The organism is Methylocaldum sp. (assembly GCF_035627495.1).
Taxonomy (GTDB): Bacteria; Pseudomonadota; Gammaproteobacteria; order Methylococcales; family Methylococcaceae; genus Methylocaldum.
This window is the reverse complement of the sequence record NZ_DASPLO010000139.1, coordinates 1-11,787: the sequence shown is the minus strand read 5'-3', so window position 1 is coordinate 11,787 and position 11,787 is coordinate 1. Positions and strand designations below refer to the sequence as shown.

General features: G+C 59.3%; 11 protein-coding genes. 6 read left to right on the top strand and 5 right to left on the bottom strand.

The genetic code is table 11. From position 1 onward, the window contains the following. Positions 1-147: 147 nt before the first annotated feature. Genes VEB01_RS11055 through leuS form a run of 4 tightly spaced genes read right to left on the bottom strand, consistent with a single transcriptional unit; the run spans position 148 to position 5,673 of the window. Positions 148-1,410 (bottom strand): glutamate-5-semialdehyde dehydrogenase, encoded by a 1,263-nt coding sequence (locus VEB01_RS11055; RefSeq protein ID WP_324875409.1) that lies wholly within the window; start codon positions 1,408-1,410, stop codon positions 148-150. A 52-nt stretch (positions 1,411-1,462) separates the two neighbouring features. After that, complete coding sequence (holA, locus tag VEB01_RS11050) at positions 1,463-2,494, bottom strand: DNA polymerase III subunit delta (RefSeq protein WP_324875407.1); 1,032 nt, start codon at positions 2,492-2,494, stop codon at positions 1,463-1,465. Continuing rightward, the gene (locus tag VEB01_RS11045; protein ID WP_324875405.1) at positions 2,491-3,012 is read right to left on the bottom strand and encodes an LPS-assembly lipoprotein LptE; all 522 of its coding nucleotides are present in this window, start codon (positions 3,010-3,012) and stop codon (positions 2,491-2,493) included. The genes holA and VEB01_RS11045 overlap by 4 nt, the downstream gene beginning before the upstream one ends. Positions 3,013-3,015: 3 nt before the next feature. After that, a complete protein-coding gene (gene leuS, locus VEB01_RS11040; protein WP_324875404.1) occupies positions 3,016-5,673 on the bottom strand; it encodes a leucine--tRNA ligase in 2,658 nt (885 codons plus the stop codon). Between the two features lie 447 nt (positions 5,674-6,120). Here leuS and VEB01_RS11035 point away from each other — a divergent pair, with 447 nt between their 5' ends. From VEB01_RS11035 to VEB01_RS11010, 6 genes are all read left to right on the top strand, one after another. Beyond that, a complete protein-coding gene (locus VEB01_RS11035; protein ID WP_324875402.1) occupies positions 6,121-6,738 on the top strand; it encodes a LemA family protein in 618 nt (205 codons plus the stop codon). 25 nt (positions 6,739-6,763) lie between these two features. After that, the gene (locus VEB01_RS11030) at positions 6,764-7,603 is read left to right on the top strand and encodes a TPM domain-containing protein (RefSeq protein ID WP_324875400.1); all 840 of its coding nucleotides are present in this window, start codon (positions 6,764-6,766) and stop codon (positions 7,601-7,603) included. After that, positions 7,603-8,112: a TPM domain-containing protein gene (locus VEB01_RS11025; RefSeq protein WP_324875398.1), complete on the top strand. Its 510-nt coding sequence runs from the start codon at positions 7,603-7,605 to the stop codon at positions 8,110-8,112. Before VEB01_RS11030 ends, VEB01_RS11025 begins: the two co-directional genes overlap by 1 nt. Positions 8,113-8,213: 101 nt before the next feature. After that, positions 8,214-9,722 (top strand): helicase HerA-like domain-containing protein, encoded by a 1,509-nt coding sequence (locus VEB01_RS11020; protein ID WP_324875396.1) that lies wholly within the window; start codon positions 8,214-8,216, stop codon positions 9,720-9,722. Between the two features lie 55 nt (positions 9,723-9,777). After that, positions 9,778-10,881, top strand: a complete 1,104-nt coding sequence (locus VEB01_RS11015) for a glycosyltransferase family 4 protein (RefSeq protein ID WP_324875394.1) — start codon at positions 9,778-9,780, stop codon at positions 10,879-10,881. A 362-nt stretch (positions 10,882-11,243) separates the two neighbouring features. Next, a complete protein-coding gene (locus tag VEB01_RS11010) occupies positions 11,244-11,438 on the top strand; it encodes a hypothetical protein (protein ID WP_324875392.1) in 195 nt (64 codons plus the stop codon). Between the two features lie 59 nt (positions 11,439-11,497). Here the strand turns inward: VEB01_RS11010 and VEB01_RS11005 are convergent. Continuing rightward, positions 11,498-11,787: hypothetical protein (locus VEB01_RS11005; protein WP_324875391.1), on the bottom strand; the 290-nt coding region annotated here is incomplete at its 5' end.

Below are 11,787 nucleotides of genomic sequence, written 5' to 3'. Positions count from 1 at the left end.
GACCGGGAGCCCGTGGCAAGCACCGCGCCGAAAGATGCAACACAGCGTTGTAGGCCGGAATAAGCGAAGCGTTTCCGGTACCCCAGCGCTTTGCCGGAAACGGCTGCCGCCTTATTCCGGCCTACTACTTATCCCGCTATCTCCATGCTACGTGCGGATATGCCCATCGCCCAGGACGATGAACTTCTGGGTGGTCAACCCTTCCAGTCCCACGGGGCCGCGGGCGTGCAGCTTATCGGTGCTGATGCCGATCTCGGCTCCTAGCCCATACTCGTAACCATCCGCGAATCGGGTGGACGCATTGACCATTACCGAGCTGGAATCCACTTCTCGGAGGAAACGGCGGGCGCGGGTGTAATCCTCGGTCACGATGGCTTCGGTGTGCTGCGAGCTGTGCCGGTTGATATGATCCAGCGCCTCGTCGAGTCCCTCGACCACGCGGATGGACAGGATCGGCGCGAGGTATTCGGTGTCCCAGTCTTCCTCGGTGGCCGGTATGCAGTCCGGCAGGATTTGCAGCGTTCTGGGACAGCCACGGAGTTCCACTCCCTTTTCCCGATAGAGCCGCGCCAGTTCCGGAAGGAGAACGGGTGCGATTCGGTCGGCGATCAGCAGCGTCTCCATCGCATTGCAGACGCCGTAGCGCTGGGTCTTGGCGTTCATGGCGATCTTGGTGGCTTTTTCGAAATCGCAGCGGTCGTCGATATAGACATGGCAGATGCCGTCCAGGTGTTTGATAACCGGGATGCGGGATTCTTTCGTGATGCGCTCGATGAGGCTCTTGCCGCCGCGCGGCACGATCACGTCCACATAGCGTTCCATGCGGATTAGTTCACCGACGGCCGCACGGTCGGTGGTTTCGATCAGCTGCACGGCGTCGCGGGGCAGTCCCGCCTGTTCCAGGCCGTCCCGAATGCAATCGGCAATGGCTTTGTTGGAGTGTATAGCTTCAGACCCGCCCCGGAGGATGCAGGCATTGCCGGATTTGAGGCATAGCGCGGCGGCGTCCGCGGTCACGTTGGGACGGGATTCGTAGATGATCCCGATGACGCCCAAAGGCACCCGCATCCGGCCCACCTGAATGCCGGAAGGCCGGTAGGTGAGGCCGGTGATTTCGCCCACCGGGTCGGAAAGCGCGGCCACTTCGCGGAGGCCCTGGGCCATGGCGGCGATGCGCTTTTCCGTGAGATCCAACCGGTCGAGCATTGCGCCGTCGAGTCCTCTTTGCCGCCCGGCTTCGAGATCCTTGTGGTTCTCCGCCATCAACACCTGGGCATTGCTTTCCAGGGCGTCGGCAATGGCCAACAGGGCACCGTTCTTTGCGGCAGTTTCCGCGCGGCTCATCGAGCGGGCGGCCTCGCGAGCCTGTTCGCCTACCGTCAGCATATAAGTTTGGATGTCGTTTAACATAGGTCGAGATCAAGGGAAGGTGAAGAATTCAAAGCGGCGAACCCGTGCAGCGTCAATAAGGCTTCGCCATAATGCGAGTTCCCGCGGGCGCGGCCAGGCTTACGCAGACGGCCAAAAGCCCGTCCCAGGCATCGCCCGTGTCCATGCCTTTGATCACTCTATCGGCCTTGGCGCTAAGCAAAAGAGTCCGGTGGACGCTATCGCGATTCAGGCGTTGCAAGGCCTGGAGCACGGTCGATTTACGCTTGTCCCAGACTTGGCATTTGGTCAATGCGGCATCGGTCGGGGTGCCTTGGGCGACCAGAGCCATGACATTGCCGATCAGACGGATGTCGCGGGTGAGCGCCCATAAAGCGACCGCCGGCGCTACGCCTTCGGCCTTGAGCCCCATCAGCACGCGATACGCTTTCGCCGTATGGCCGCGCAGGGTCTCTTCGGCGAGATCGAAGACGTCATAACGGGCGTTGTCCGCGACGGCTTTGACGATCTGGTCGTCGTCGATTTTGCCCTTGCCGTACAGGATATGCAGCTTTTCGATTTCTTGGGCGGCCGCCAGCAAATTGCCTTCGACGCGGGCGGTCAATATCCGGACTCCCGATTTATCGGCCAATACGCCTTTCGCGTTCAAGCGCCGATCGAGCCAGCGCAGCAATTGTTCGCCCTCCAACGGCCAGACCTGAACCACCACGCCGATGCGGTCGACGGCCTGGTACCAGCGGCTTTTTTGTTCCGCTCCCGTAATTTTCGCGCTGCTGACGACGAGGACGGCGTCTTCCGCGGGCCGCTCCAAATAACGCACCAAGGCTGCAGCCGCCGCTTTATCCGGCTTTGCCGGAAGGCGCAGGTCGAGAATGCGCTTTTCTCCGAACAGTGAAAACGAATCGGTGGCTTCCTGCAGCGTACTCCAGTCGAAACCGGTATCGGCGTAGAACAATTCTCGGTTGCCGTAACCGGCGGCACGGGCTGCCTGCCGTACCGCATCAGCCGCTTCCGCGAGTTGCAGGGGCTCGTCTCCGCTCAGGAAATAGACCGGAGCCAGGCGTTTTTTCAGTTGTTCTCCCAGTTGCTCGACGGATAGTTTCACGATTTCTTTGCGGGATGGCTCAGTCCGTAAGTAACGCGACGAAAGAGAAGCTGGGCGGCCTCTCGCTGCATTTCCTGCTGTATCTGGATTTCCTCCTGGGTTTGACTGAGGGGAGAGGTCTGATCGTTGAAATAATCCCGTCTCAGCTCAAGCTCCTGGCGCGGCAGCAAGACCTCGCCTTGAGGCGTCGTGACGTCATAGACCACACGGTAGCTCAAATCGAACAGGTTGGCGCGCCCTTGTTTGCTCAGACCGATCGGGCGGCGATTTTGCCTCGCCTTGACGATATGAATAATCGCGCCGGCTTGGCTGGGGCTCGCCGCTATGCTGCCCCCGGAATAAGACAGAATCTGCGAGAACTCCTGAAGGAACGGATCTCCGCGCCCCAGACCGTCGACGTAGATCGTTTTTGCGATCATGTCGCTCGGGAGAGCGCCGCGAAGGTGGAATCCGCAACCGGAGAGCATCGCGGCGAAAATCGCCAAAACTGCGGTATTTATGAGGGATCGCCTTGCCATTACCTAAACCACGATATTGACCAGCTTGCGCGGGACCACGATGACCTTTTTAACCGGTTTGTCCTCCACGTAGCGCTGTACATTGGGATCGGCCAACGCCACCGTCTGCACCGCCTCATTTCCCGCATCGGCGGGGACCGTGATTTTGCTCCTGAGCTTTCCGTTCACCTGGACGACCAATTCGATGCTGTCCTGTACTAGCGCGGCTTCATCGACCTGCGGCCAGTCCGCTTCGAGAACGTCGCGGCCGAAACCCAGCTCCCGCCACAATACATGGGAAATATGCGGCGTAATTGGCGCGAGCAGCCTGAGAACGATGCTTAGCCCCTCGAAGACGAGAGCATGGCGGCTGGTTTCGGCAATTTCCGCCGATATTCCATTGCCGCCGTCGCCGCGGTCCCCCGGTTGCCGCTCGGCATCCAGAATGTTCACGATTTTCATGGCTCCGGACACGACCGTATTGAACTGGTGGCGGACGTAATCGTACCCGGCCTGCTTGAGTATCAGGTGCAGTTCGCGCCGCTGCTTGCATTGCCCATAGTCGTTGGGCAGGCTTGCCCAAGAGAAGTTTTTGAGTGTTTCGACATTGGGCCGCTCCTGAAGATGGGCATGGCATACGCGCCACAAGCGTCTCAGAAACCGGAATGCGCCCTCGACGCCGCTGTCCGACCATTCCAGCGACAGTTCCGGCGGGGCCGCGAACATCATGAACAAGCGCGCCGTATCCGCGCCGTAGCGGTCGATGAGGGCTTGCGGATCGACGCCGTTGTTCTTGGACTTGGACATCTTTTCGGTGCCGCCGATCGCGACCGGCCGGCCGTCGGCCTTCAAGCTCGCGCCCAGCGGCCGTCCCCGCTCGTCCAATTGCACATCTACGTCGGCCGGGTTGTAGTAGTGCTTTTTGCCGTCGGTCTGTTCCCGGTAGAACGTTGGCGCCACCACCATGCCCTGGGTGAGCAGATTGGTGAACGGTTCGTCGCTGTCCACCAGCCTCACGTCGCGCATCAGTTTATGGAAGAAGCGAGCGTACAAAAGATGCAGGATGGCGTGCTCGATGCCGCCGATGTACTGGTCGACCGGCAGCCAATATTTGGCTCGCTGGTCCAGCATCGCGTCGTGGCTGTCGGGACAGGCATAGCGGGCGTAGTACCAGGACGATTCGACGAAGGTGTCCATGGTGTCGGTTTCCCGTTCCGCCGGACCGCCGCACCGGGGGCAGGTGGTTTGGTACCAATCGGGCATTTTCTTGAGCGGCGAACCCATGTCAATCTTGACGTCCTCCGGCAGCACCACGGGGAGCTGGTCTTCGGGAACCGGCACGTCGCCGCAGCTCGGGCAATGAATGATGGGAATTGGGCAGCCCCAGTAACGCTGGCGGGAAATGCCCCAGTCGCGCAGGCGGAACTGGGTGCGCTTCTGGCCTAGGCCATTGGCTTCGAGATCGGCGGCGATGGCGTCGAAGGCCTGTTGGAAATCCAGGCCGTCGTATTTGCCCGAATTCACGCAAACGCCGTACTCTGCATAGGCATCGATCCACTCGCCCTCTGGATCGACCGTTTCATAGGCGCCCGATTTGGACGCGATGACCGTTTTGATCGGCAGTCCATATTTATGGGAAAACTCGAAATCCCGCTCGTCATGCGCCGGCACCGCCATCACCGCGCCTTCACCGTAGCCCCACAACACGTAGTTGGCGATCCACACCGGCAGCTTTTCACCGTTGAGAGGGTGAACCACGGAACGGCCGGTGGCCATGCCTTTCTTTTCCATGGTGGCGAGATCGGCTTCCGCCGTGCCGCCGCGCTTGCATTCCTCGATGAATGTCTCCAGTTCCGGATTGCCTTCTGCGGCTGCCAGTGCCAGCGGATGCTCCGCCGCCACGGCCACGTAGGTGGCACCCACCAGGGTGTCCGGGCGGGTGGTGTAAACCTTCAAGACGTCGCTGCCGTCCTCGTAAGGGAAGTGCACTTCGCAGCCGTGGCTCTTGCCGATCCAGTTGCGCTGCATGGTCTTTACCTGCTCGGGCCAGCCCGGCAGATTGTCCAGTCCGCTCAGCAGCTCCTCGGCGTAGACGGTGATGCGCATGAAATACATGGGAATATCGCGCTTTTCCACCAGCGCACCCGAGCGCCAGCCGCGGCCTTCGATTACCTGTTCGTTAGCCAGTACGGTCTGGTCCACAGGGTCCCAGTTCACCGGCGAGGTTTTCTTGTAGATCAAGCCTTTTTCGAACAGCTTGGTGAACAGCCACTGCTCCCAGCGATAATACTCGGGCTTGCAGGTGGCGATTTCGCGGCTCCAGTCGATGGCGAGCCCGAGGGACTTGAGCTGCTTGCGCATGTAATCGGCGTTCGCGTAAGTCCATGCCGCCGGTGCGACGTTGTTCTGCATGGCCGCATTTTCCGCCGGCAGTCCGAACGCGTCCCAGCCCATCGGTTGCAGCACGTTCTTGCCTTGCATGCGTTGATAGCGGGCGATGACGTCGCCTATGGTGTAATTGCGTACATGACCCATGTGCAGCCGCCCGCTGGGATAGGGGAACATGGACAGGCAGTAATACTTTTCATTGGCCGGGTCTTCGACGGCGCGGAAAGTGCCTTGGGTTTCCCAGGCGTCCTGAGCTTCGTGTTCGATGGTCTGCGGCTTGTAAATGTCTTCCATACGCGGGATTTCGGTCGCCGAATTAAACCTTGTAGGATACTAGAGCACTCGCCGGTATCGCAAATGGCCGCGGATTCCGTCAGCAATTCTCATTTTGCCCTGAAACCTGGATTTCGTAGGGTGGGTTAGGCGCGCACCGGGACAGGTTGGCCGTTGGTCACTGGGCCGCGAGCGCGCCGTAACCCACCAAAAGGTGTGGTCCATGCCGCCCTGGTGGGTTACGGCGCGCGGAAACACCGAAGGAACTTTGCGGACTCAGTGCGATGCGCGCCTAACCCACCCTACGAATCCGTGCTTCGGAACAAACACGAGTTGCCGGGACTCCTGAACGGGATACAACCCAGTCCGAATAAGCCTTTTGACAGATTGTCTTACGCCTATTGTACGTAGCACACTTTATGGATTCGTTCTCCGGACATCGTCCGATAGCCTTTTCGGGAGAAAAACATGCGCACACTGATCCCAGGTTTGGTTTTACTACACACGCTTTTGCTGAGCGGATGCGGATACAACACCTTGCAGCAGCAAGACGAGCAAATCAAGGCGAGTTGGTCGGAGGTCGTAAACCAGTATCAACGCCGGGCGGATCTGGTACCCAATCTGGTCAACGTGGTGAAGGGTTATGCGGGGCATGAAAGGGACGTGCTGACCCAGGTGACCGAGGCGCGTTCGAGGGTGGGAACCGTTCAGGCCACGCCGGAACTGCTGAACGATCCGCAGGCTTTTTCGCGATTCCAGGCGGCGCAGGGAGAATTGTCCGGCGCTTTGTCGCGACTCATGGCGGTGGCGGAAAATTATCCTCAACTCAAGGCGGACAGTTTGTTCCGCGATCTGCAGGCGCAGTTGGAGGGCACCGAAAACCGCATCACCGTGGCGCGCAATCGCTACATCGCGTCGGTTCAGGACTATAACGTCACGGTCCGTTCGTTCCCCACCAACATCACCGCCGGAATTTTCGGCATGCAGGTCAAGCCGAACTTCACGGTGGAGAACGAGCAGGGTATATCCACCGCGCCCAAGGTCGATTTCGGCACGCCGGCCCCGGCGCCCGCTCCGGCTCGATAAGCGAACGTCGACAGCGATGCCGAACATGCTTTCGGTCTGGATTATTGCTGTCCTTCTGGCGCTCGTCGGTTTAGAGGTTAGGGCGGAGGTTTCGGTGCCGCCGCTTCAAGCACGCGTGACCGATCTGACCGGAACCTTGAAAATGGATGAAAAGGCGGGCCTCGAAAGCCGGCTAGCGGCCTTCGAGACCGAAAAGGGCAGCCAGGTCGCGGTATTGCTGGTGCCCACCACCGAGCCCGAAACCATCGAGCAATATTCCATTCGAGTGGTGGATGCCTGGAAGCTGGGCCGCAAAGGGATCGACGACGGAGTCTTGATCCTCCTGGCCAAGCAGGACCGAACCGTTAGGATAGAGGTAGGGCGCGGGCTCGAGGGCGTGATTCCCGACGCTGTCGCCAACCGGATCGTGGAAGACGTGATGATCCCGGTTTTCAAGCAGGGCGATTTCTACGGCGGCTTATCCGAAGGTATCGATAGTCTTTTCGCCCTAATTCGCGGGGAGCCTCTGCCCGCGCCGACCCGCGACAGAGGCGTTCCCGATACAGATGTGGGCGGCGCATTCGGGCTGTCGATTCTGGGCGGCATCTTCGGCGGCCAGATACTCCGGTTTCTGTTCGGGCCTTTTCTGGGCGGTCTGATCGCGGGAGTGGGGGCAGGGGCTTTGATCGCGTTTTTCGGTTTGCCGATATTGGTCTCGCTAATTGTGGGCTTTTTCGTCTTCATGGCCGTGATGGGAGGCGGACGCCGTTTGGGGCCGGGCGGCTGGTACGGAGGGCCCGGCGGATTCGGGGGTTCCTCCGGGAGTGGAGGGTTCAGAGCGGGCGGCGGCGGTTTCAGCGGCGGCGGAGCCTCGGGGCGCTGGTGATGTTCAAGAATCTTGGCCGTATCCTCAAACATCTGTGTTACGGACCCTGGCGGCTCCGGCGCGTTCTGCCGCGCCACTCCCTGAAAGCTATCACGGAAGCGATCCGCGATAGCGAACGGAAGCACGGCGGGGAAATCCGTTTTGCGGTGGAAAATTCGCTCGATTGGCGGCGGCTGCTGAGGCGTGAGACTCCCCGTGAAAGGGCGTTGGAGGTGTTTTCCGAACTCCGTGTCTGGGATACGGAACGGAACAACGGTGTTTTGATTTACCTGTTGCTCGCGGACCGGGACGTCGAGATCGTCGCCGACCGCGGTATCGACCGGCTCGTCGGCAGCGAAGCCTGGGAGCGGATCTGCCACGAGATGGAAGCGGCCTTCCGGGAAGGCGACTTCGAGTCGGGCATTTTGGTCGGCGTCCAAGCCGTGGGTACCCATCTGGAAAAGCACTTCGCGGGGTCGGACCTACACGGCAACGAGCTTGCCAACCGCCCGATCATCATCGACGGCTGAGGTTGCTCAGCCGCTCCCGCAAGGCACAGCCCCTTTTTTCTGGTTAATCCCCTTGCCGTTGATTACCATCAACGGATCACATTATCTGCCGGAGATCATCCATGAGTGAAGCATTGTCAATCGCCAAAGGCCGGAATTCTCTTTCCCTGCTGCCGTCGATGGCCAACCGGCATGGCCTGATCAGCGGCGCGACGGGTACCGGCAAGACCGTTACGCTGCAAGTTCTAGCGGAGCGTTTCAGCAGCATCGGCGTGCCGGTGTTCCTGTCGGATATCAAAGGCGATTTATCCGGTTTGAGCCAAGCCGGCGCCGCCAGTCCGAAAATGGCCGAGCGGCTCTCGTTGCTCGGTATCCAAGACCATTCGTTTGCCGGATTTCCCGTGGTCTTTTGGGACGTCTTCGGAGAACAAGGCCATCCGGCGCGGTCCACGATCTCCGAGGTGGGGCCCTTGCTGCTCGCCCGCATGCTCAATCTGAACGAAACCCAGGAGGGCGTGCTTCACCTCGTTTTCAAGATTGCGGACGACAACGGGCTGTTGCTGCTCGATCTGAAAGATTTGCGTGCGATGCTCCAGTTCGTCGGCGAAAACTCGGGCGAATTTACGACCTCGTACGGCAATATCTCCGCCGCCAGCATCGGTGCCATTCAGCGCGGCTTGATGGCCTTGGAAAGCCAGGGCGGGGATAGGCTGTTCGGCGAGCCCTCCCTGAACATCGACGATCTGATGCAAACCGCGCCGGACGGGATGGGCGTGATCAATATCATGGCGGCCGACAAGCTCATGCAGGCGCCGAAAGTCTATGCCGCCTTTCTGCTCTGGCTGCTGTCGGAGCTGTTCGAGCACCTGCCGGAAGTGGGCGATCGCGACAAACCCAAGCTGGTTTTCTTCTTCGACGAGGCGCATTTGTTGTTCGATGACGCTCCCGAAGTTTTGCTCGACAAGATCGAGCAAGTGGTGCGCCTGATCCGTTCGAAAGGCGTGGGCGTTTACTTCGTGACGCAAAACCCCTTGGATGTGCCGGACAAGGTCTTGGGGCAGCTCGGCAATCGCGTCCAGCACGCGCTCCGGGCCTTCACGCCGCGGGATCAGAAGGCGGTCCGGTCGGCGGCGGAAACCATGCGCGAGAACCCTGATCTGGACGAAAAAACGGTCATCACCGAATTGGGCGTCGGCGAAGCCTTGGTCTCGCTGCTCGATGAAAAGGGCCGTCCGCACATCGTCGATCGGGCGTTCATCCTGCCGCCGCAAAGCAAGATCGGCCCCATCGAGGCCGCTCAACGGAAGCAGCTCATCGGCGAGTCGCCCATTGCGGGTCATTACGAAAAGACCGTGGATCGGGAGTCGGCCTACGAAATGCTCAAATCGCGTGCGGCTCAGGAACTCCCGCAAGAGACGGCAACGGAAGGCCGTTCTACGTCGGGTTCCGCTGCCGGGGGTATTTTCGATACCCTCGGAAGTATTCTGGGCACCTCATCGGGCCGCAAGGGCAGACAGCGGGAATCCGCGGTGGAAGCCTTCGCGAAAAGCGCCGCCCGAAGCGTCGGCAACGAACTCGGCCGGCAACTGCTTCGGGGGGTTCTCGGATCATTGTCCGGGCGACGGCGGTAAAACGTATTGCCGGACACCGGACATTGGCCACTCTCTGCGTCAGGAGAAAGACCCGTTGAAGACTCACAAAATTTGTTTTTTCGCCGGAACGCATGGAAATTGGGGAGGTGCCAGCCGTGTCTTGTTTACAAATCTGCGGTTGCTCGACCGAAACCGCTTTACACCCATTGTTCTGTTATCCGCTCATGGCCCTGCCGAAACGTTGATGGACGAACTTGGTATCCAATACAAAGTGTGGGGACCGCTTACAGAACCGGGGCGACATTTGGAGTACATCCGTGCAGTGTTGCGCACCTGCATTTGGCTGAGGCAGCAGCACATCGACCTTGTGCACATGAACAGGGCCAATCACTGGCGGCCGGCGGAGCTTCTTGCAACGCGCATCTGCAAACGTCCGGTGGTGACACATTTTCATACCGTCAACCTCGATCACGCCCCTGCCACGCGATGGTCTACCGCCATCGCTGCTGTTTCGAGCTATGTGGCGCAGCATTCGGACACCCTAGGAGTGCCTGCAAGCGTTATCTACAACACCGTCGATCTGGGCAGATTTTCCAAAGGCAATAATCTAAGAAGCCGCTTTGATATTGAAGCCGATCAAATTGTGGTCAGCTTCATCGGACAGATTAGAAAAATCAAAGGGATCGAGGATTTCGTCAGCATGGCCAGGCAGGTGGCCGGCGAAGGAGTTCGCTTTCTCATTGCGGGGGAATGTCGCGACAAGAGTAGCATCGGCGACGCCTACACGAAGGAAGAGCTCCAGAATCTGATCTCAAGCGATCCGCGCATCCGCTATTGCGGCTACATCGAGCAGGTAGAGGATATCTTTCACTCATCCGATATCGTGGTAGTCCCTTCCCGTTGGGAGGAGCCATTCGGCTTGGTTTGTATCGAGGCAGCCGCAGCCGGTTTGCCGGTCGTTGCCACTCGGACGGGGGGGCTGCCGGAAGTCGTTGCGGACGGCATCACCGGACTGTTGGTCGAGGCTGGCGATATTCAGGCCATGACACGGCAAGTACAAAGACTGATCGATGACGCCCATTTCAGAGCCGCCTTGGGCAAGGCAGCACGCGACAGGGTGGAACACGAGTTCGCAGAAAAGCCGATACACGCTTTGGAAGACCTGTATGAATCATTATTGCGCAGAAGCTCAGATTAACTGGATAGCCAGTCATCGCGATATGGCAGCATGCGCAACGCTATAACCGGGTAGACGGCGCTCGCACACAGGGGGGCGGACCCGCCCGCCGCAGCCTTTCTTTTCGCTGTTGGTCGATCTTGTTGAGCCGATACACTCATCATGCCTGCACTGCGGCAAAGTTTCGGCCATTGGCTGCTGTATATCCCGAGTAATGGCCAAAACTTGCCTTAACCTATAAAAATTCCGACTTAGGACTATTCTTAACAACGACTTAGTTCACCCTTGAGTGCCTGTCTGCTATCCCAACGGGCAGAGGCTTCCGGAAGATGCTAGCGAACCTGCATGAGCCATGCGGGTATAGGATTAATAGAGGAGTTAAGATGCTTTATGAAGTGAAGCCTTTGGTCATGATCCTGATTGGTGCTGCCGTGGTTATGAGTCAGACGTCCCTGGCAATGCCATTTGCGGTGCTGCTGATCGGTCTCGGCGCATTCATTATGGGTATGCGTTTTGCCTATCGCTCTAAAAAGATCGGTAGAGCAAAGGCTGCTTTACAGCAACGAAGAAATTCCTGACTGCTTATCCCACTTTCCGGCATTTCGTTCCGTAAAGCCTTAGAAGCTGTCTTCAAACGTCACGAGCGATGTCGGGACAAGGCGCGGAAGGGCGACCCGGCGCGCAGGATACGCGAAGGGAACAGCCGCAGGCTGGCCCGCAGGGCGAGCCCCAGGATGGGGCGAGTAATAACCGGCGTGTACAGAGGCGTACATGACCATTTCGCCAGGAGAGAAATGGGACGCGCGGTAGCGCGCCCGTCAGGGTGACAAATCGGCAGGATGGCCGATTTGCACGGCGCGGCCGCCCGCAAGGGCGAACCACAGGGAGGTGGTGAGTGAAAAGCAGGGATGCTTTTCATCAGCATTT

What these genes read in the sequence shown, in the direction of transcription:
- VEB01_RS11055 (WP_324875409.1), bottom strand. Translation starts at nt 1,410, where the DNA reads ATGTTAAACGACATCCAAACTTATATGCTGACGGTAGGCGAACAGGCT.
- VEB01_RS11045 (WP_324875405.1), bottom strand. Translation starts at nt 3,012, where the DNA reads ATGGCAAGGCGATCCCTCATAAATACCGCAGTTTTGGCGATTTTCGCC.
- leuS (WP_324875404.1), bottom strand. Translation starts at nt 5,673, where the DNA reads ATGGAAGACATTTACAAGCCGCAGACCATCGAACACGAAGCTCAGGAC.
- VEB01_RS11035 (WP_324875402.1), top strand. Translation starts at nt 6,121, where the DNA reads ATGCGCACACTGATCCCAGGTTTGGTTTTACTACACACGCTTTTGCTG.
- VEB01_RS11030 (WP_324875400.1), top strand. Translation starts at nt 6,764, where the DNA reads ATGCTTTCGGTCTGGATTATTGCTGTCCTTCTGGCGCTCGTCGGTTTA.
- VEB01_RS11025 (WP_324875398.1), top strand. Translation starts at nt 7,603, where the DNA reads ATGTTCAAGAATCTTGGCCGTATCCTCAAACATCTGTGTTACGGACCC.
- VEB01_RS11020 (WP_324875396.1), top strand. Translation starts at nt 8,214, where the DNA reads ATGAGTGAAGCATTGTCAATCGCCAAAGGCCGGAATTCTCTTTCCCTG.
- VEB01_RS11010 (WP_324875392.1), top strand. Translation starts at nt 11,244, where the DNA reads ATGCTTTATGAAGTGAAGCCTTTGGTCATGATCCTGATTGGTGCTGCC.